Origin of the sequence: Halobacillus litoralis, assembly GCF_004101865.1 — a bacterium.
In the GTDB taxonomy this organism is placed as follows: Bacteria; Bacillota; Bacilli; order Bacillales; family Halobacillaceae; genus Halobacillus; species Halobacillus litoralis_A.
The window spans coordinates 3300202-3320148 of sequence record NZ_CP026118.1 but is presented as its reverse complement, the minus strand read 5'-3'; the positions used below and the strand labels follow the sequence as shown (position 1 = coordinate 3320148).

Here is a 19947-nt window from a genome sequence, read left to right as displayed (position 1 = left end):
AACAATAGCACAGACAGGCTACGAAAAAATCCGCAGTCATAGACTACGGATATAATTCGTCATCCACCGGCAAATTCCTGCTTATTGAAACAAGACCTCCACCGCTTTTTGCATTTGTCTGTCATTCTCTTCTTTTCTCACTTCAGTAATGATGGCTTCTTCCAACTTGCCACCTGTCTCTTCATCCACTTCCCCTGTTACAGGGATATCAGCTTCTTTTTGGAAAGCTTCGACAGCTGCCTCGGTTTCTTTACTGTAATATCCATCTGTCCGTCCAGGGTCATGACCTAACCCTTTCAACAACTGTTGGATATTTTTCACTTTTTCATGATTATCATTATATTTGAATGGATCTTCAATATCCACCGGGTTCGTATAGAAGTAGGACGGCTGCTTCACCTTCACCGTCGGCTGGATTCCTTTTTCATGGATCCAATTGCCTTCTGGAGTCAACCACTTGTACAATGTCAGCTTGATTGTACTTCCGTCACCCATCGGAATCGCTTGCTGGACTGTTCCTTTACCGAAACTCTTCGTTCCGACAAGATCATATCCTCCTGCTTCCTGCATGGTAGCGGCCAGTATTTCAGAAGCTGATGCACTTCCTTCATCCATCAACACAGTGATTGGATATGGTTTCTTTTCTTTCGTTTCAGAAAAGTAACGTGATTTCTCTCCACTGCGGTCTTCCACTTGAACGATCGGTTGATCATCCGGTATGAACTCTTTCAAAATTTCCTGTACGTCTGTAAATAAACCACCAGGGTTTCCACGAACATCGATGACAAGTCCTTCCATCCCATCGTCCTCTAGTTTTTTCAACGCCTCATGGAACTCATCAGACGTTTTCTCAGAGAAAGAAGTGATTTCGATGATCCCTGCTTTTTTCCCATCAATCGTTTTCGTATCGGTATAAACCGTTTCTAAAGGAATATCATCACGGGTGATGTTGATGTTCAGCGGATCGCTCACACCTGGCCGGTCGATTTCCAACGTCACCTCGGTCCCTTTTTCCCCACGGATTTCCAAAACCGCTTCATAAAGATCAAGACCTTCGACACTCTCACCGTCCACTTTCAAAATCTGGTCGTTCGGCTTGAGTCCGGCTTTTTCTGCCGGAGATCCTTTGATAGGAGCGACGATAGTCACTTTATCATTGACCATGCTCACTTCGGCGCCGATCCCCTGGAAGGTAGATTCAATCGACTGGTTGAACTGTTCCATCGTCTCTTTATCCATATACACACTGTAAGGGTCTTCTAAGGTATCAAGCATCCCCTGGATAGCACCTTCAACCAAATTCTTTTTGTCTACTTCCTCTACGTAATTCTCTTGAATGACGTTATAAGCTTGTTCTACTTTTTTCAAATCAGCATTGCCTGACATATCTTTCAAGAACTCTTTCTGTTCCTCTTCAGACAAGCTCCCGAAATTTTCTGCATTTTTATCTGCGTATTGGTCCGATTGCGATTCTTCTTGCACGCCACCAGCAAAATATTCTATGCCTATGTAAGAGCCTGCCGCTCCCAACAGGACCGCAAGCGCCATGAGCAGCGCAACGTAACGCGGTTTCAAATTCATCGCATTCACCCTTCTATAATGGATTTCCCTATTGCCTCTATCCTAGCAAAAAAGCGCCTTCACCGTAAATGTACGATCCTTCTTGAATTATAGATATGCTTCCATAGTCTACAGCATGTCCATTTCATTATAGGACATCGTCAGACATCTATCTACCTATTTTTGGATGAAAGAGCCTTCCCTATCCCATGTTATTAACTAATAACGTTGATTATGTAAAACAAAGACTGTCTCTGCATGGGAGACAGTCTTTGTTTTCTAATATTCATATCCGTATTCACCGTTACTCTGGTCACGAACGAGCATGCCATCTTCAATCGCAATGACACGTCTGCGAATCGTATTTACGATTTCCTGACTATGTGTCGCCATCAAAACCGTCGTGCCCCCTGAATTGATTTCATCGAGGATGTGCATGATTTCCCAGGAAGTGTCGGGATCGAGGTTACCTGTCGGCTCATCGGCAATCACTACTTTTGGATGGTTGACGATGGCACGGGCAATCGAAACACGCTGCTGTTCCCCGCCGGAAAGTTCATCCGGTAAGAAGCGGGCTTTGTTTTTCAAACGTACTTGGTCAAGGACATCCATGACACGACGCCTGATGTTTTGGGGATGTTCTTCAATCACTTCTAATGCGAACGCTACGTTTTCATAGACCGTCAATGTAGGCAGCAAACGGAAATCCTGATAAACGACGCCGATTTGACGACGAAGCTTAGGTATTCTGCGCTGTTTCATTGTCGATGTATTTATGTCATTGATCAAAACAGTACCTGTCGTCGGTTTTTCTTCACGGTAGATCAGTTTCGTGAACGTGGACTTTCCTGCCCCGCTCGGTCCTACAACATAAACGAACTCTCCCTGATCTATTGTCACATCAAGGCCGTTCAGAGCCGTGACTCCATTCGGATAGGTTTTATATACTCCCTGCATCTCTATCATAAGCGAATCACCTTAATTTCATTTATTATTATACAAATATCTATTCAGCTTCTTTTACAAACAACTCTATTATAACATTAATATTCGATAAATTTAGACATGAAATTATTACATTTCTTTTTCAATTGCTTAAAAGTGGATAGGTATGGCTGATGGAAACCGGAATTTCACAAAGGATATGTCAGTCATATTTGACCATAAAAAAACCTGGTACAAGACCAGGTTTCTGTTAAGTATATTATTTTTTCGTTTCCAGCCAGCTTGCTACAAGTTGAGCATCTTCTTCAGAAACTTTTTCTTGAGCCGGCATGCTGCCTTTACCATTTTGAATGATTTCTACGATTTCATCAGCAGAATGGTCTGCACCGACTTTTTGCAGGGATGGACCGAAGCCACCGCCAAGCTCTCCACCATGGCAGCTGGCACAACTGCTTTGATAGACCTCTTCAGCTGCCTGGGCATCTACTGTCTCGCCTTCACCGCCATCTGTAGATCCTTCGTCTGCACCTTCTTCTGTGCTTTCTTCCGAGCCTTCTTGTTCTTCTGTTGTGTTGTCATCAGCATTCTCTTCATCTCCTCCGCCCCCACAGGCGCTTAAGACAAGAATGAGTCCCATGAATAGGGCAACCATAAGCTTTTTCATTTCGAAATCCCCCTCGGAATTTTGTTAGAATATAGAAATATTATAACCCAGTTAACTCGTTTTGAAACCTTCCCCGAGCACCTCTGTCGCGTTCATTGCGACGACAAAAGCCCCCGGATCAACCATTTTGACCGTTTGTGTCAATTTGATGAATTCATTTTGCTGGACGACGCACATCACTACACGTCGCTCTCTGTCTGTATAACCTCCAGCACCGCTCAGCACCGTCACACCACGGTCGATTTGTTTGAAAATCGCTTCCCGCACTTCATTGACATCTTCCGTAATGATCATCACATTTTTCGATGTATTCAATCCGACCTGGACAAAGTCGATCGTCCTGCTCGTTGCAAAGAGGCCGATCAACGCATATAGACCTTCTTCCAAAGAGAAAACGATGGCTGATGTCAACACGATCATTCCGTCTAACAGCGCTACACTTATTCCTAAAGGAAGGTGGCTGAACTTATGCAGCACCTGGGCCGCTAAATCGATTCCACCCGTTGAGGCTCGTCCACGGAAAACAATCCCCAATCCTAACCCAACACCCATACCGCCAAAAATAGCTCCTAAAAGCGGATTAGGTGTCGCTGGTGCCATTTCACTCGTCAACAGGACGAAAAGCGGTAAGGTCACCGTCCCTACGAAAGACTTGAAGCCGAAGTTTTTCCCTAAAATGACCACGCCCATGATAAATAAAGGAATGTTCAAGATCCACTGCACGACTCCCGGTTCCCAGCCGAATACTCCTTTAGTGATGGTACTGACGCCTGCGACTCCCCCGGACGCAATATTATTGGGTAATAAAAATAAATTAAATGCAATCGCCACGAAAAATGCCCCTAAAATAACCAAAGCATAATCAAGCGTATGTCTGAGGACCGGTGGCATCGGTTCCCTGCGATATTTCTTTGCCATCATCATCATGTTGTTCTACTCTCCCTATGTGAACGTTCTCTTATAAACCGTAAGGAGTATAACACTCGCTCTATCCCCTGTAAATAAGAGCGGGATAACGTATTAACACGGTAAAGGAACAGGTTATTGTACGGTGATAGCTTTTACTTGAGAAAAAGTTATATACAGACCAAAAAGACTCCCACTGAGTGAGAGTCTCCCGGTCGATCAGGCATCCATTTTAGAACGAAGATAAGAATTGATGAATTTATCAAGGTCTCCGTCCATGACTCCCTGTGTATTTCCCACTTCCGTATTCGTACGGTGGTCTTTCACCATTGCATATGGATGGAAAACATAGGAGCGGATTTGGCTGCCCCAGCCGATTTCTTTTTGTTCGCCGCGGATATCATCAAGCTGCTCTTGTTGGCGCTCGATCTCAAGTTGATAAAGTTTTGATTTCAACATCTTCATCGCTTGTTCACGGTTTTTGATTTGAGAACGTTCTGACTGACAGGTCACGACCGTATTTGTCGGCGTGTGGGTGATACGTACTGCGGAGTCGGTAGTATTGACGTGCTGACCACCAGCACCACTGGAACGATAGGTATCAATTTTCAAGTCCTCTGTGCGAACATCGATTTCAATTTCGTTATTGAATTCCGGCATGATCTCACAAGAAACGAAAGAAGTATGGCGGCGGCCGGAAGAATCAAAAGGAGAAATCCTTACGAGACGGTGGACGCCTTTTTCCGCTTTCAAGTAGCCATAGGCATTGTGACCTTTAATGAGAAGAGTGACACTTTTCACACCAGCTTCCTCACCAGGCAGGTAATCCATCGTGCTGACAGAGAAGCCTTTCTTTTCCGCCCAGCGTGTGTACATACGCAATAACATGCTTGCCCAGTCCTGGGACTCTGTCCCGCCTGCTCCTGGATGCAATTCCAGGATTGCGTTGTTTTTGTCATAGGGTTCACTAAGCAAAATGTTCAATTCGAACTGGTTCAAGTCTTTAGTTAACTGTTGGACATCTTTTTCTAAGTCTTCACGCAGTTCCTCGTCATCTTCCTCTTTGACAAGCTCATAAGAGACTTCAAGGTTTTCGTGGGTTTCTTCGTGTGCTTCCAACGTGTGGACAAGGCCTTTGAGTCCGTTCACTTCATCGATGACCTTTTGAGCGGTGTCCTGGTTTTCCCAGAAGCCCGGCTCTGTCATTTGCTCTTCTAGTTCAGCGATTCGGGTTTTCCTTTGATCGACGTCAAAGAGACCCCCTGAAGTCCGCTAATCGTTCAGCTGTATTATCCAATTCATGACGAATTTCTGCCATATCCATACTGATCACTCCCATTTATTCTATAAACAAGGGAAGACACCCTCCTTGAAGAGAGTGCCTCAACCCCTTATTTCCCGTGACAATTTTTATATTTCTTCCCGCTTCCGCATGGACATGGGTCATTACGACCGACGGTGTCCTTTTTCACGTAAGGGGTGCGTCTTTTGCTTTCTTTACTTTCTTCACCGTCACTGCCGGAGACAGCTTTCGCTCCTTGTGCGACTTCCTGACGTTGCAGGTTGTTGCGGATTTGCGCTTTCATGACGTAACGTGAAACTTCTTCATCGATATTCGCAACCATCTGTTCAAACATCCGGAAACCTTCGAAATTATACTCACGAAGCGGATCATTTTGACCATATGCCCGCAGGTGGATACCTTGACGAAGCTGATCCATCTGATCGATGTGGTCCATCCACTTCTGATCGACTGTACGAAGCAGGATGACTTTCTCAAACTCACGCATCTGTTCTGCTGTCAGCTCTTCTTCTTTTTCATCATAACGCATTTTCACTTTTTCAAGAATCAGTTCCTTCATCTCTTCCGGATCTTTTCCTTGTAAGTGGTCTGCTGTGATGTCACCTTCATGAAGCAGGTTTGCACGCATATACTCAGCGATGCTTCCAAGCTCCCAGTTTTCATCTTCATCATCGTTCGTGTGGACATCAACATTCTGCGCTACAGTACGTTCAATCATTTTTTCAATGATTTCCCTTAGATTTTCAGAAGTCAATACATCATAACGCTGCTGGTAAATGACTTCACGCTGCTGACGGAGTACGTCATCATAGGAAAGAATCGTCTTACGCGCATCGAAGTTATTTCCTTCTACACGTTTTTGGGCTGATTCAACAGCACGGGAAATCATTTTACTTTCAATCGGCTGGGAATCATCCATGCCGAGACGATCCATCATTCCACGGATGTTGTCAGAAGCGAAACGACGCATTAATTCATCATCTGTCGCCAGGTAGAACTGGGACATACCAGGATCCCCTTGACGACCCGCACGACCACGCAGCTGATTATCAATCCGGCGTGATTCGTGACGTTCTGTACCGAGCACGGCCAGTCCACCGACTTCTACGACACCATCACCAAGTTTGATATCCGTACCACGACCGGCCATGTTGGTGGCAATGGTTACAGAACCTTTTTGTCCGGCATTTTCAATGATTTCCGCTTCACGGAAGTGATTTTTCGCGTTCAAAATGTTGTGGGGCACGCCTGCTTTATTCAAATAACGCGAGATGATTTCAGAGGTTTCAACAGCTACCGTACCGACAAGCACCGGCTGCCCGTTTTCATAACGCTCTTTAATATCTTCCACAACAGCTTTGAATTTGCCGTCCATCGTCTTATAAACAAGGTCTGCTTTGTCATCACGGACGATATCACGGTTTGTCGGGATTACGATGACACGCATGTTATAAATATTGAGGAATTCCTCTTCCTCGGTCTTCGCTGTACCTGTCATACCAGCCAGCTTGTCATACATACGGAACAAGTTCTGGAAGGTAATAGATGCCAATGTCATGCTTTCATTTTGAATCTCCAGACCTTCTTTCGCTTCAATCGCCTGGTGAAGTCCATCACTATAACGACGACCTTTCATCAAACGACCCGTGAATTGGTCGACGATGACAACTTCATTATCTTCCACCACATAATCCGTGTCACGCTGCATCGACGTGTGAGCTTTCAAGCCCTGGTTGATATGGTGTATGAGGGAGACATTGGAAAGATCGAACAGGTTTTCGATTTTGAAAAAGCGCTCAGCCTTGTTGATCCCCTCTTCTGTAAGCTGGACGTTTTTCGTTTTTTCATCATATGTGTAATCCTCTTCATGCTCAAGCAAACGCACGAACGCATTGGCTGATTGATACATATCCGCAGACTTCGAAGCCTGTCCAGAAATAATCAGCGGAGTACGTGCTTCATCAATGAGAATCGAGTCAACCTCATCAATGATGGCATAGTGAAGGGGACGCTGCACCATTTGTTCTTTGTATAACACCATGTTGTCACGCAGGTAATCGAACCCGAATTCATTGTTCGTACCATAAGTGATATCTGCACTGTAGGCTTCCCGTTTCTCATCTTTGGACATGCCGTTGGAGTTCAACCCGACCGTCAGTCCAAGGAATTGGAAAAGTTCACCCATTTCTGTTGCGTCACGGCTTGCCAAGTAATCGTTCACGGTAATGATATGGACGCCTTTACCAGTGATCGCATTCAAGTATGCTGGCATTGTGGAGGCAAGGGTTTTACCTTCACCTGTTTTCATCTCGGCAATATTTCCTTCGTGTAAAGCAACCGCACCAAGCAGCTGTACTTTGAACGGACGCATTTCCAACACACGTTTAGAGCCTTCACGGACGACCGAGAAAGCTTCTACTAACATATCATCTAACTCTTCGCCTTTTTGATAGCGTTCTTTGAATTCTTCTGTCTTATTTTTTAACTCTTCATCAGATAATTTTTCAATTTGCGATTCCATCGCTTCGATATCATCAGCGATTTTCTCCAATCGCTTCAATTGACGCGTATTTCCATCGCCAAATATTTTCTTTAAAGTTCCAAGCATTGCAACCGCTCCTCTATTGATTTCCATCTTCGGTTGAATTGTGTAATCCATATATTATCATAACACTAAGAGAAGCAGGCTGACAATAAAGGAGACAGGCAGGAGGGCCCAGGAGAGATAATTATGTAGGAGTGGTAAAAACGGATGGCCGTTCTCTGATGATATGATGCTCAAAACCAAGCTGACGTTGATCCATTTCCGTCAGACGCCGGTTCGTCGCTCCGATGATATTCACGAGTTGAGCAATGGTCTCTTCCTGCTGTTTCAAGCGTTCATAAATGTAATGACAGTCCTTACAAATCATCGTTTCACCTCCTGTTAGTTCATTTATACTATATCTGCGAAATGGCCGCGAATGAGCGAATATGTGATTTCGGGACGCGGGTAAGCTGAAAAAGCTTTTTTCTGTAAGTGAAACTTCAAAAACCTGTTTAAAAAGAGTCTACTTATGGATACTTATATTATGAGACGATTACACTCCAAGTTATTATCAAAACAGGAAAGAGCAAAACCGGTCCAGAGATACAATGGACGGCGGACAGTGAACATTTAAAAAGCACCCCTGCCACAGCAGGAGTGCTTCTCTATGATTCTATCAATATCAAGTTTCGATCAAACCATAACGGCCGTCACGACGTTTATAAACGATGTTCGTTTCATCAGTATTCGCATTTGTAAAGACGAAGAAGTTGTGGCCTAACATATCCATTTGCAGCGCCGCTTCTTCACTATCCATCGGTTTCAAGTCAAAGCGTTTCGTTTTTACGATTTCTACATCAAAATCACTTTCTTCTTGTTGGAGCTGTTCCTGCTGCGCCTCACGTTCAAGTTCGGCAAAGACGTATTTCGGAGCACCCTCTTGGCGGAACTTACGATTCACCTTCGTTTTATGCTTACGAATTTGACGTTCCAATTTATCTACCACAAGGTCGATGGCAGCGTATAAATCTGTGTTATGTTCCTCAGCACGAAGAAGTAGATTCTTCATCGGGATTGTGACCTCGATTGTCTGCTCATCATTATAGACACTTAAGTTAACGTGTACCTCAGAAGACGGGGGAGTGTCGAAGTAGCGTTCAAGCTTGCCCACCTTTTTCTCCACATATTCTTTAATAGAATCCGTCACTTCCAAGTTTTCACCACGAATGTTGTATTGTAGCATTAGAAGTGTCCTCCTTTCATCCTTATGTGATATATATTCTATCATACCCACAGGCATTCCTGCATAAACTTTCTAAATATTTTGTCAAATTTATGTCGATAATTGTTGGAAGGTGATGAAACGGCGGGAGGATAAGGGAAATTGCGGACAGAATTTGATAGGTTTTTCCATGATTAGAGTTGTTGTGGGTGATTTGGCGGTTTGGACAGATTATGTAATTGGTTGACAGGATTAATAAATAGGTTGGACAAATTATCTACATGATTGAAATAATTAATGCACTCAAAACTATTAAGTAGATTAGGGCTTCCCTCTACGGGATCGACAAAAGGTCGAGTTTATCAACTGACCGATCGTAATGGCTTTCCGCTTTTGCGTAATCTGTCCAAAAATAGATGGAATTGAGCCATAGATTTGGAGAATCAGTCCATGGAATCCACTAATCTTTCCACTCTAGCAGTTAATTTGTCCGGGACCACGGATAATCTGTCCAACGTACCTATTATTTTGTCCGAACGAAAAAAAGCGCCTACCAAAAGTAGACGCCTGACCTGATCAATGAGCAATATAAGGTTTTACGAACGCCTGCATTTGGGTTCGCCACGTTTCATATGCTGGAACGACTTTCTCGACTAACAGACGGCGTTTTTCCTCATTCGTACCAAGCTCAAACCATCCCTGCAAGAGTTGAACAATCTCATGGAAATCCACAATCAAAGGCTGAACTTCTTCTCTCTCTTCAAACAGGATCCCCATTTGGTCATGACTGCGGCTCACCTGCTCGAGGCCAAGGAGCATATCTTCGAAAACCTGCTGAGTCTGTGGTGGAGCTTCTTCTGTAATGTTGTTTTCTAAGTATTCCAGTCCTTCACTGATCGTGTTCAAAAGCTGATCATATTGCTCTAGCATATGATGCTGCTCTGACGTTAGTTCTGACAAAAAATCACCTATTCTACTTTTTATGGTCTAAATACATGCCATCATAGCCTGACACACTTTGGTACGGATTGATATAGCGCTGCTTACTGGATTTTTGTTTTTTCATGTTGCGCATGTCACCCTTCAATCCATCAAAAAGAAACTCTAACTTCTGATTGATTTTCAAGTCCCTCTGTAAGACTTCTTTTACCAGTGGCTTCTCTTCCTGGGAGGGCTCTGGCAGGTTTTCAAGCATTGAGGCACGTTTATCCAAAAGAACCTCCACTTCCTCTATGAGAGCTGTTCGATTCTTCTCGGTCACTTGTTGGTGGACGACCTCATCCAGTTTCTTGGTTATCGAGGAAAACTCAGTCCAAACACTCATCAGGCATTGCCACCCTGGCCGTACTGCATTTTTCTCGACTGTAAAATAACCTGCTTCCACGTATCGCGAAATTCTTCGACAAGACCCTGGACTTCATCAAGGATCTCTACATCATTTTTCGTATTCGCTTCCAACAAACGACGATTCATATAATCATACAACGGCATGATTTCCTGTGTCACAGTATATTGCTGATCCATCGTAACCATGAGCTCCTGGATGATTTTCTGTGCCTTTTGGATATTGGTGTTTTTCTTCTCGATTTCTTTATTTTCGATTGCTTTTCTAGCAATTTTAATGAACTTGATACACCCATTATAGAGCATCATCGTCAGTTCCCCTGGGGAAGCTGTTTCCACTGAGTTATTTTGATAGGCTTGAATAGACATCTAGCCAGCACTCCTTTTATTGTTACATTCCACCGCCGAAATTCTGCATAATGTAGGCGGACTGCGAATTCATTTTTTGTATTGCTTGTTCCATGGCACCGAATTCACGCCAATAGCGATTTTCAATGGATGTCAACCGATCCTGAAATGAATCCATTTCGTCATTAATATTTTCAATTTGCTTTCCTAACATGAAGTTGTTATCTAAACTGGTCGGCTTCCCGGCCTTCCGCTCGATGGAATTGGTCGCGTTCTCTATTGATGACTCCAGGCGGCGTGCGATGCCAGGATTGGCGTCGGTCCCTGAAAAAAGTTTGGCAACAGAATCAGGATTATCTCTCAATGCTTGACGCAGTTGATCCTCATCAACTTCCAGCTTCCCGCCCTCACGGTAATTGGACGTTGTCGTAATACCGATTTGCGAGGCCATACTATATTCCCCGTCCGTCTCCACAGGAGAATACCAATTCTGTCGCATGCTGCTCAGTGCACCGCTGACAACTGAATCGCCTTTAAGCATTCCGCTTTTAGACTTTTCTTCCCAAAGCTCAATTTCTTCCTCTTCCATATCCTTTTTCTGTTCTGCAGTCAAAGGCTGGAAATCACGGTAGCGTTTCTCCTCTGTTTTCCCATTCAAATTCTCAATGACTTTATTGTATTTTTCAACAAAATCCATTACTTTTTCAAAAGAATCATCAACATTGTTAGAGACACTGACCGTTGAGGTGCCGACTTCATTGAATGTGTAGTTGACACCATTCAGGGAATAATCATTCGTATGGGAGCTCATCTCGAATGAATTGTTATAAGTGAACCGGGCATCCGTACCGCCCTTCTCATTCAACTCCCATCCAGTACCATCATTTTTACCATTTCTGATACCGAGTGTATCCGCTAAGAATGAAGCTGAAGATCCATCAAAGCCGATTTCTGCTCCGAGGAATTTACTTTCATCTGTATTGAAATCGCCAGTCTCCGTACGCTCGAGCATCACTTTATCTGCCCCTTTATCATAAAAGGCACGGACACCTAACTCAGAGTCATTGATCTCTCCAAGAATATCATTAAGAGACTTATCACCAGTTACATCGAAAGAGGCAGTTGTTTCTTCTCCACCTTCACCATATGTCGTAATGGAAAAAGTATCATCAAGTGTAATTCCATTGACCAGGTTACCCTTTTGATTTTCCAACGAGTCATCTGGATCGAACTCACCGTTACTAATGCCACTTTCACTGTAATTATAAGCAGCCTCTGCAAGTTCTAAAACTCCCATCTTATAGCTGCCTTCATCTGCACTGGACAACGCCGTCGCAGCTACAGCGGAACCTGAAGAACTTACATCTTTAGAGTTATAAGAACGCTCTAGTTTCATATCGAAAGCCATCGTATCCAGCTCAGAAAGCTGTTTATTCACATCACGATAAGCATCGCGTTTGTAGGTCAGCCATTCACGGTCCTGCTCCATTTTGTTAAGCGGCTGTCTCTCAGCATTCATCAAGTCCTTGATAATCTGATCCGTATTCATCCCAGAAGCGAGTCCACCAATACGCATATCACTCATTTGATCACCTACCTATATTTTTTCATCAACAATAAACCCAAGACGCTCCGCAATCGATGCATACATATCCAGCATCTTCTTCGGAGGGATTTCCTTCACTATTTCCTGTGTGTCACTGTCTACGATGGTTACATAGTATTCTTCTAATTTATCATGAAACTCGAATCGCAACGAGGTATGTACAGCTTTGAAAAATTCATTCATATCCTCTGATGCCTGTTTCAATTTTTCTTTTTCATCGCCTGTTGAATATTCTTTATAGTCTTCTTTTACTCTTTCATTTTCCAATGGTTCATGCTTCTGAACAGTTGAACGGCCGCCAAGTTGTAAGCTATTTCTCTGCAGAAGTTGTGTTTGGGTAATAAGATTTCTTACATCCACCTTCAACAACTCCCTAACGATATGTAGTTTCTTTTTATATCGGTTAGAAGTAATAATTATTAAATGGATTAATGCAAAGGGGCACTATTTGCGGAAAAAATTCTAAGAGTCATATTACATCAACTAACGTAAACTATTTACAGTCATTGCAAGCATGTACTGGTTTAACTAATAGTGAATTAGCAAAAATATGCCTGGACGTAGAAAAAGACCCTCGAAGTCGAGGGCCTTTGTAACATTATTAACGCAGAAGTTGAAGAACTCCTTGTGGTTGTTGATTCGCTTTTGCAAGCATAGCTTGAGAAGCTTGAGAAAGAATACTTTGTTTCGTTTGGTTCATCATTTCCTTCGCCATATCAACGTCGCGGATACGAGATTCCGCAGCAGTTAGGTTTTCAGAAGATGTTCCAAGGTTGTTGATTGTGTGATCTAAACGGTTTTGGTATGCACCAAGGTCGGAACGTTGAGCTGATACTTGTTCAATTGCATCATTGATCTTCGTAATAGCTTCTGAAGCTTTCTCATGAGTAGAAACATCAAGAGCAGCTTCAACATTTGTATTGTCTGTTCCATCAGTAACACTATTAGTTTCTGTGAAATTTCCAGTACCTGCCTCACCTGTCAAACCAAGTGCATTTGCTCTCATATCATCTACTTCAATAGACATGCTTTGTCCTTCATTAGCTCCAACTTGGAAACTTGCTTCAAATCCTTCACCAGCGCCAGGAGTAGCAACTGAAACTGATGGAGCGTCTTCACCAGAGGCTGTATTCTCGGTAATTTCAATTGTAGAACCAGTCGTTGTCGCAGTGTATGTTCCTTCAGTTCCCAATTCTGTCGCAATGTTGGAAGCAGTTTCATTAGCATCTGCGCCTAAATCAAAGTCTGTGCCCTCAGTCAATGTGATATCACCTATTGTAACTACATCACCAGAATTAATGCTATTTCCTAAGTCAAATGAATACTCTCCTGATGCACCGCCTGCTACACTCACTGTATCCTCTGTTACATCTACAGAAGTAATTTCTCCCCCACCGTTTAGTAAATTTTGAGTATTAAACTCAGTAGTATTTCCGATACGATTGATTTCAGAAGTCAACTGGTTAACTTCCTTTTGAATTTCACCACGGTCAGTTTCTGTATTAGTATCGTTGGAAGCTTGAGTAGCAAGTTCACGCATACGTTGAAGGATATCATGGGTTTCATTCAAAGCACCTTCAGCTGTTTGAATCATGGAAATACCATCTTGAGCGTTTGTTTGGGCTTGCTCAAGTCCACGAATCTGACCACGCATTTTCTCGGAAATCGCAAGACCTGCTGCATCATCAGAAGCATTGTTGATACGAAGACCTGAAGAAAGCTTCTCCATTGAATTTTGGTTGGCCTGGTTTGCTTGACCTAGTTGACGGTGCGTATTAAGCGCCGCAATATTGTGATTAATTCTCATTTTAAAAATTCCTCCTTGAAATAAGTGACCCCACATCCTTGTGGCATCCTCTAGTTACAAAACAAAGTCGGCCGACTTATGTAATGTTTTACATTACTTATATCGACCGACTTTGCTAAGACTTTAATCTTTTTTGGTATTTTTTAATAGATTTAAAAGATTTTCTGACACATTCGCCGCTTCTGCATTCTCTTTTTCAATCGCAACATAAATCTCCTGCCGGTGAATCCCAATATGCTTCGGGGCTTCGATCCCTAGTTTCACCTGGCCACCTTCGATTCCGACAACTTTTATAGTGATGTCGTCACCTACTCTGACAGATTCTCCTTCCTTACGGTTAAGGACGAGCATGCGACTCACCGCCTTTATTAGACTGGGTCAGAGGATGCTTCGTTTGGTAGTTAGCGTCATTTAAGATGACTTGTTTTGCGATGCGCTCGCGAACATTCATGACAATCGGGGCCTGAAGATTTAACGTAGACTTTTCAAAGGGATCCTTTAATGTCACAACATTATATACAGCGACATCATTCGGTTTCTCCAGTGAAAGCTCTTGTTCGTCGATGTCGAAAGCATAGTCTTTATAAAAAATATAGGGGTTGGTTACAATCAAGGAGAGTCCCGCTTCATCTACCGCCTGCAAAGCGAAGTAGGTTCCTAATTCATCCACTGGGAGTAGCACGAACGAGTGAAAGCTTTCAAACCCAGGCAGGCCGTGAGGAAAACTTATCAATTCCTCTGCATCCACTTCAACCGTACCGAAATATTTCGTTTCTACTTTCATTTTTACACCTTCCAATCTATCTTCAAGTCTGGCATTTGTTCCATCCGTACATCAACATTACCGGGATTGTATGTATGTTCTGGTTTTCGAACTCTCGCATCGATCTCTGGTTCACGGCGGTTTATAGAGATATCCGCACCTCCAGGCTGATAATTAAGATCCACGAGCTCATACACCGGACGCCCGCCAGGTTCGAAAGTGAAATCAAAACCTGCATTTCGCTTCGCTTGAGCGGCAATCGGATTGCCCCCATTTTCAATGCGCATCATTTCATCGCCTTCACGAGAAACACGGGCAAGACCTTCCCTCCACTTCTGCTCAGCAATACCGACAAGTTCCTTACTGCGGACGAGCACATTTTTCAAGTCGAGGTTATGCCAGGCATTCGTCTGATCGATCGTCAGCTTTCCCGGCCTCTGCTCAATCGACATATCCGCGCCCGGCTGTCGGATCGATTGCTCTGCTTTCGGCTGACGAATGGTTTGCTGAGGTTTATTGGTAGTAAGTCCGATCCTTCCTGGAGTCGACTGAATTTGAAGCTTTGGAATGTTCATCCATGTTCCCCTCCTTCTATGGTTCGATTGTATTCTATTCGCCTTATATTGAAGACCGGTTTCTTCGCTTTTGTTTAGATGAATAGGGGATGGGGAAACAACTCGCTTTCCGCGGGGAAGACGGCAAGCTTCCTCGAGCTAAAGCTCTCCGGGATCTCGCCAGTCTATCCTTTCCCGCAGGAATCCCGCCGTTTCCCATCCCCCATTACTATAATAAGTATAAAGAAACCTTTTTAAATCAATAAGAGAATCAATTATTAAAAGAACTTCCCATTGTTCAAAACACTCCGACAGGGCAGATACAATGCCTACTATTCCAAGTTTATTCATTAGACTAGGGACGTCGGGGAACTGGAGGTGTTTCGTTTCCCCAATCCCTTCATGCTATTAAGATGAACAGAACTTTTTTAAAGGCAAGGGAGTTTTAGGCTTTCCTTATAATAAAAGGTTTTCTTGGCTACTTATTGATGCACCTTTATATGGTGTTGGTTGGGGTGGAATGTGCGAGACTCCTGCGGAAGTAGTGTGCTGGTCTAGACCCCACAGGGCATTTGTGCTGACCCCATAAAATTGGACACATAGTTTATGCTGCTTTTTCATACATTTGCCTTTCTAAGACAGGACTGTTTCCCTTTAACCTGGATTTGACTCTAAGATGGTTGTAGTAATGCATATATGTCTCAAAACGATCTTTGAAATGTTGAATACTATCAAATTCTTCATAGTATAAGAATTCCGATTTAAAGATGCCGAAAAAATTCTCCATCACCGAATTATCATGACAGTTCCCTTTCCTAGACATACTTTGAGTGATGTTGTGATCTTGAAGTTTCTTTCGGAACTGAGCCATTTGGTAATGCCAACCTTGATCCGAATGGATGAGAAGATCTTCGTGTTCCTCCTTCTTTTCCAGTGCTTGGTCAAGCATCTCCTCTACAAGAGAAAAAGTCGGTCTTTCGCCTAAGGTGGCGGTTTTCCCAACCTTCCCTTTATAAGAGACGTATTTCTTTTGGTTAACCTGACATGCAATGCCCAGCGCTACCATGATTCGGTAGACTTTCTTGTGGTTAACCTTATAATTTTTTCTCACGAGGATGTCCGTAATTCTACGGTATCCTACACGGCCATTATGAGTATTATAGATGAAGAGAACCCTTCTTTTCCACTTGCGGTCAGGGTCGGGCTGGCTTAGCTTTTTACTGGCATAATAAAAGGTACTGTGTGCTAGGCCGGCGACCTTAATCAGCACTTGGAGGCGGAATGCGTGTCTTAGTTCTTGGATTACTTGCGCTTTTTCTTTTGTGCCGATTTTTCCTTCTCGTGAACTAAGGCATTCAACTTTTTTAAATAAGCGTTCTCCGCACGTAATTGTTCGTTCTCTCTCTTAACTGACTCAATAGACTCATCGGTGTTGTTTTTCTTTTCCGCCACGGCTTTCGACCCCTTTTCATACATCCAAGGGCATCGTATCCACCTTTTTTCCACTTTTCCTTCCACCTTCGAGCCATAGAAGAGTCAGGAATATGGTAAATCGCCGATGCCTCCCGAATGGAACAACCCGTTCGTTCGATAAATTGAATTAATTCCAGTTTAAAGGCAGGCGAATAGTTTGTATAGGGAAAAACAAAGGCTTGATCACCATGATGTCGAACCAACTTCACCCAATAGCGAATAGATGAATCATCAACACCTGTTTCTGACGCTAAATCCCTATAACTGATGAATCCTTGTAAGTAGCGTTTAGCAATTTGTAATTTCAGTTCTGAACCAAATTTCGTCACTTTAGACACCTCTTTGAAAGTGTCCAACAATAAGGGGTCGCTTCAATTTAGCCCGAGGAGGCTGGACCGTACCTCCGCGGAAAGCGAGTACATTCCACCCCTACCAACTCTTTGGATTTCAAAAAACAAGACTGCCTCAAAGCGAGACAGCCTTATCTTAGAAAATCCATCAGCGTCGGCTGGATGATCCGGGCTCCGACGCCCATCGCCGCTCTATGGACACTTTCCTGCGTTTTCAAATTCGTAATCACTTTCTCAATATCCGCGTCTTCGTTCTCGGACATCATCTTCGTCGCGCTCACTTTTTGGGATTCCAAACGATCCTCAATCAGTTCGACGCGATTCATACGCGCTCCTAAGTCGGCACGTTCATTGACGATATTTCCGATGTGACCATCGAACTTTTCAATAAAATCATCAAGTTCTCCCTGGTTTGTATCACCTTCCAAAGCAGAGGCGAAGTTTTCAAGGTCTTCAAAAAGTTCCTGGTTGAACACGTTCCCTGGTGTAACATTTGTCTGCAGTTTGACACCAGCGGAAACTTCGATATTGACAGGGTCATTCCCTGGAGGGCCAGAACCTTCTAAATCATCCATATCAAAAGGGGCTTCAGTCGTATTCGATCCATTAAAAATGAATTTATCATTCACTTCCGTATTGGCGATGGAACCGATATGTTCTTTCAGCTGACGAATTTCCTTAGCGATATTTTCACGCTGACCTTCATCGTATGTATCATTGCTCGCTTGAACGGTCAGTTCACGGACCCGCTGCATCGCTTCTGTCGTTTTATCTAAGGCTGCATCACTATTATCCATCCAGTTATGGACTTCACCGATGTTACGCTGAAATTGCTCTACTTCACTCACTTGTGAACGGTAATTGATTCCTTTCATCGCCACGACCGGATCCTGAGAAGGCCGTGAAATCTTCTTCCCTGTGGATAGTTGTTCTTGATATTTGCCCATGTTTGCGTAGCTATCGCTCAAGTTACGCAGCATATTATTCGAAAGCATACTTTGTGTTACGCGCATCAGTCATTCACCTACCTTCCTACTCGTCCCATTTGATTGATCACCCGGTCAAGCATTTCATCGACAACCGTAATATTCCTCGCCGCTGCATTGTACGCGTGTTGGAATTTGATCATGTTTGACATTTCTTCATCCAATGATACAGAACTGACCGATTGTCTTTGTTCATCGACAGAACCTTTAAGTGTTCCTGCATTGCGGGACATCCGCTCCGCTTCCTGCGTTTCCACAGCCATCGTACCGATCATCGATTCATAAAAGCTGTCCATCGATGTTTCTTCGCCAAAGATTTCATTCGGTTCATTTTGTACATCAGCTAAATTAGAAGCATTCTCTCCGTCTCCAGCTTGATCTGAGACAGCTGCTGCAATATGGTCACCATCCGCTTTGATTTCATCGGTCAAATCAATGGTCCCCGCTACGCCTTCGATGACTCCTTCTGCTTCCATATCAATATTGAAGAAGTTAGGGACTTCATCGCCATTTTCAATGCTATTCAAGGACTCTCCCTGTGTATGGACATTGTTGAACTCTCGTGCAAAGCCTGTCGCCATCCGGTCCAGATTTGAAAGCATTTGTGAATAACTTCCTTGTTTCTCACCGTCTTGCATATAGCCGCCGGAATCAAGCAAACCAGTCAATTTACCTCGAGAAGAAAAGTCTTCAACCGCATAGGAAGCATTATCTCCTACCTGAATGCTGCTTGCGTGGACTTCCCCATCGGCATAATTGACCTTTAGTGTATTCACTTCATTTGCCGCTCCATTCACAAGTGTAGCTGGCGGCTCCATTGGTTGACCATCGTTCCCGACGATTGAAATGCTCGCTTTTCCCATAGCCAGTGGGTCTGCAGAGGAAGGCGTGTCTTCGTATTTCACTTCGATGTTCACATGCTCGGATAATTGGTCCACCAAGCGATCCCGTTCATCATACAGGTCGTTCGGTACCATGCCGTGTGGCTCCACTTCAGCGATTTGCTGGTTGATGTTATTGATTTGACTGGCCAGTGAATTGATTTCTTTTTCTGTGACGCCGACCTCTGTTTTGATATCCTTCTGCATGGATTGGATCGTGTTCGAAAGATAGTTGAACGTATCTGCTACGGCTTGTCCGCGTTGGCGTACAACAGAGCGCGCACCGGAGTCCTCAGGATTGACCGACAAGTCCTGCAATGATTGCCAAAAGCGGTCCATCGTCTTCGCAAGGCCATCTTCGCTGGGTTCATTCATCACGTTCTCCAGCCTTCCCAATGCATCAGAACGTGTGTCATAATAGCCGGACTTACTGCTTTCGCCACGATACTGCTGGTCAAGGAACCCGACTCTCACTCGTTCAATCGAGCCTGCCTCGACACCGCTCCCCACTTGGCCGGGAATTTCCGGACGGTTACGTGATGCCGGTGGGTAAGGTCCTGTCTGTTCAAAATTGACGCGCTGCCTCGTGTAGCCCTCTGTATTTGCATTCGAAATGTTATGGCCGGTCGTATATAAAGCGGACTGCTGAGTGAAAAGGCCACGCTTTGCCACTTCAAGTCCATGAAAAGTTGATACCATGATATTTTC

General features: G+C 43.8%; 19 protein-coding genes and 1 pseudogene. All 20 read right to left on the bottom strand.

The annotated features are described in order from the left end of the window. Nucleotides 1–81 precede the first annotated feature (81 nt). The 20 genes and pseudogenes from HLI_RS16385 to flgK all read right to left on the bottom strand — a co-directional run bounded on the left by HLI_RS16385 (nt 82) and on the right by flgK (nt 19938). The gene (locus HLI_RS16385; RefSeq protein ID WP_128525988.1) at nt 82–1581 is read right to left on the bottom strand and encodes a S41 family peptidase; all 1500 of its coding nucleotides are present in this window, start codon (nt 1579–1581) and stop codon (nt 82–84) included. Nucleotides 1582–1839: 258 nt separating this feature from the next. After that, nucleotides 1840–2526: a cell division ATP-binding protein FtsE gene (ftsE, locus tag HLI_RS16380; RefSeq protein ID WP_128525987.1), complete on the bottom strand. Its 687-nt coding sequence runs from the start codon at nt 2524–2526 to the stop codon at nt 1840–1842. Nucleotides 2527–2764: 238 nt separating this feature from the next. Beyond that, a complete protein-coding gene (cccB, locus tag HLI_RS16375; RefSeq protein ID WP_128525986.1) occupies nt 2765–3169 on the bottom strand; it encodes a cytochrome c551 in 405 nt (134 codons plus the stop codon). A 51-nt stretch (nt 3170–3220) separates the two neighbouring features. Continuing rightward, on the bottom strand, nt 3221–4060 hold the full coding sequence (locus tag HLI_RS16370; protein WP_431357405.1) for a YitT family protein: 840 nt from the start codon (nt 4058–4060) through the stop codon (nt 3221–3223). Nucleotides 4061–4294: 234 nt separating this feature from the next. Then, a protein-coding gene (gene prfB, locus HLI_RS16365) for a peptide chain release factor 2 (RefSeq protein ID WP_128525984.1) occupies nt 4295–5399 on the bottom strand; the annotation gives its coding sequence in 2 pieces (ribosomal slippage) (nt 4295–5326 and nt 5328–5399; 1104 coding nt in all). A 67-nt stretch (nt 5400–5466) separates the two neighbouring features. Next, entirely contained in the window at nt 5467–7986 is a 2520-nt protein-coding gene (gene secA, locus HLI_RS16360) for a preprotein translocase subunit SecA (protein ID WP_128525983.1), read from the bottom strand. A 121-nt stretch (nt 7987–8107) separates the two neighbouring features. Then, nucleotides 8108–8290 carry a hypothetical protein gene (locus HLI_RS16355; protein ID WP_128525982.1) on the bottom strand — a complete coding sequence of 61 codons (183 nt, stop codon included), beginning with the start codon at nt 8288–8290 and terminating at the stop codon, nt 8108–8110. A gap of 297 nt (nt 8291–8587) precedes the next feature. Next, on the bottom strand, nt 8588–9148 hold the full coding sequence (gene hpf, locus HLI_RS16350) for a ribosome hibernation-promoting factor, HPF/YfiA family (RefSeq protein ID WP_128525981.1): 561 nt from the start codon (nt 9146–9148) through the stop codon (nt 8588–8590). 555 nt (nt 9149–9703) lie between these two features. After that, a complete protein-coding gene (locus HLI_RS16345; RefSeq protein WP_128525980.1) occupies nt 9704–10087 on the bottom strand; it encodes a DUF8042 domain-containing protein in 384 nt (127 codons plus the stop codon). Nucleotides 10088–10100: 13 nt separating this feature from the next. Continuing rightward, nucleotides 10101–10451 carry a flagellar protein FliT gene (locus HLI_RS16340; RefSeq protein ID WP_128525979.1) on the bottom strand — a complete coding sequence of 117 codons (351 nt, stop codon included), beginning with the start codon at nt 10449–10451 and terminating at the stop codon, nt 10101–10103. Next, on the bottom strand, nt 10451–10840 hold the full coding sequence (gene fliS, locus HLI_RS16335) for a flagellar export chaperone FliS (RefSeq protein ID WP_128525978.1): 390 nt from the start codon (nt 10838–10840) through the stop codon (nt 10451–10453). Before fliS ends, HLI_RS16340 begins: the two co-directional genes overlap by 1 nt. Nucleotides 10841–10862: 22 nt before the next feature. Then, a complete protein-coding gene (locus HLI_RS16330) occupies nt 10863–12404 on the bottom strand; it encodes a flagellar hook-associated protein 2 (RefSeq protein ID WP_128525977.1) in 1542 nt (513 codons plus the stop codon). A 12-nt stretch (nt 12405–12416) separates the two neighbouring features. Next, nucleotides 12417–12785, bottom strand: a complete 369-nt coding sequence (flaG, locus tag HLI_RS16325) for a flagellar protein FlaG (protein WP_241655872.1) — start codon at nt 12783–12785, stop codon at nt 12417–12419. Nucleotides 12786–13026: 241 nt separating this feature from the next. Continuing rightward, entirely contained in the window at nt 13027–14232 is a 1206-nt protein-coding gene (locus HLI_RS16320; protein WP_128525976.1) for a flagellin N-terminal helical domain-containing protein, read from the bottom strand. A 123-nt stretch (nt 14233–14355) separates the two neighbouring features. Next, nucleotides 14356–14583 carry a carbon storage regulator CsrA gene (gene csrA, locus HLI_RS16315; protein WP_128525975.1) on the bottom strand — a complete coding sequence of 76 codons (228 nt, stop codon included), beginning with the start codon at nt 14581–14583 and terminating at the stop codon, nt 14356–14358. After that, entirely contained in the window at nt 14570–15016 is a 447-nt protein-coding gene (fliW, locus tag HLI_RS16310; RefSeq protein WP_128525974.1) for a flagellar assembly protein FliW, read from the bottom strand. Before fliW ends, csrA begins: the two co-directional genes overlap by 14 nt. 2 nt (nt 15017–15018) lie before the next feature. After that, entirely contained in the window at nt 15019–15570 is a 552-nt protein-coding gene (locus HLI_RS16305) for a DUF6470 family protein (protein ID WP_128525973.1), read from the bottom strand. A gap of 583 nt (nt 15571–16153) precedes the next feature. Continuing rightward, nucleotides 16154–17351: pseudogene (locus HLI_RS16300) on the bottom strand (IS3 family transposase). A gap of 152 nt (nt 17352–17503) precedes the next feature. Continuing rightward, on the bottom strand, nt 17504–18385 hold the full coding sequence (gene flgL, locus HLI_RS16295; RefSeq protein WP_128525972.1) for a flagellar hook-associated protein FlgL: 882 nt from the start codon (nt 18383–18385) through the stop codon (nt 17504–17506). An 11-nt stretch (nt 18386–18396) separates the two neighbouring features. Continuing rightward, entirely contained in the window at nt 18397–19938 is a 1542-nt protein-coding gene (gene flgK / locus HLI_RS16290; RefSeq protein ID WP_128525971.1) for a flagellar hook-associated protein FlgK, read from the bottom strand. Nucleotides 19939–19947 lie beyond the last annotated feature (9 nt).

What these genes read in the sequence shown, in the direction of transcription:
- HLI_RS16385 (WP_128525988.1), bottom strand. Translation starts at nt 1,581, where the DNA reads ATGAATTTGAAACCGCGTTACGTTGCGCTGCTCATGGCGCTTGCGGTC.
- ftsE (WP_128525987.1), bottom strand. Translation starts at nt 2,526, where the DNA reads ATGATAGAGATGCAGGGAGTATATAAAACCTATCCGAATGGAGTCACG.
- cccB (WP_128525986.1), bottom strand. Translation starts at nt 3,169, where the DNA reads ATGAAAAAGCTTATGGTTGCCCTATTCATGGGACTCATTCTTGTCTTA.
- HLI_RS16370 (WP_431357405.1), bottom strand. Translation starts at nt 4,060, where the DNA reads ATGCCACCGGTCCTCAGACATACGCTTGATTATGCTTTGGTTATTTTA.
- secA (WP_128525983.1), bottom strand. Translation starts at nt 7,986, where the DNA reads ATGCTTGGAACTTTAAAGAAAATATTTGGCGATGGAAATACGCGTCAA.
- HLI_RS16355 (WP_128525982.1), bottom strand. Translation starts at nt 8,290, where the DNA reads ATGATTTGTAAGGACTGTCATTACATTTATGAACGCTTGAAACAGCAG.
- hpf (WP_128525981.1), bottom strand. Translation starts at nt 9,148, where the DNA reads ATGCTACAATACAACATTCGTGGTGAAAACTTGGAAGTGACGGATTCT.
- HLI_RS16340 (WP_128525979.1), bottom strand. Translation starts at nt 10,451, where the DNA reads ATGAGTGTTTGGACTGAGTTTTCCTCGATAACCAAGAAACTGGATGAG.
- fliS (WP_128525978.1), bottom strand. Translation starts at nt 10,840, where the DNA reads ATGTCTATTCAAGCCTATCAAAATAACTCAGTGGAAACAGCTTCCCCA.
- HLI_RS16330 (WP_128525977.1), bottom strand. Translation starts at nt 12,404, where the DNA reads ATGAGTGATATGCGTATTGGTGGACTCGCTTCTGGGATGAATACGGAT.
- HLI_RS16320 (WP_128525976.1), bottom strand. Translation starts at nt 14,232, where the DNA reads ATGAGAATTAATCACAATATTGCGGCGCTTAATACGCACCGTCAACTA.
- csrA (WP_128525975.1), bottom strand. Translation starts at nt 14,583, where the DNA reads ATGCTCGTCCTTAACCGTAAGGAAGGAGAATCTGTCAGAGTAGGTGAC.
- fliW (WP_128525974.1), bottom strand. Translation starts at nt 15,016, where the DNA reads ATGAAAGTAGAAACGAAATATTTCGGTACGGTTGAAGTGGATGCAGAG.
- HLI_RS16305 (WP_128525973.1), bottom strand. Translation starts at nt 15,570, where the DNA reads ATGAACATTCCAAAGCTTCAAATTCAGTCGACTCCAGGAAGGATCGGA.
- flgL (WP_128525972.1), bottom strand. Translation starts at nt 18,385, where the DNA reads ATGCGCGTAACACAAAGTATGCTTTCGAATAATATGCTGCGTAACTTG.
- flgK (WP_128525971.1), bottom strand. Translation starts at nt 19,938, where the DNA reads ATGGTATCAACTTTTCATGGACTTGAAGTGGCAAAGCGTGGCCTTTTC.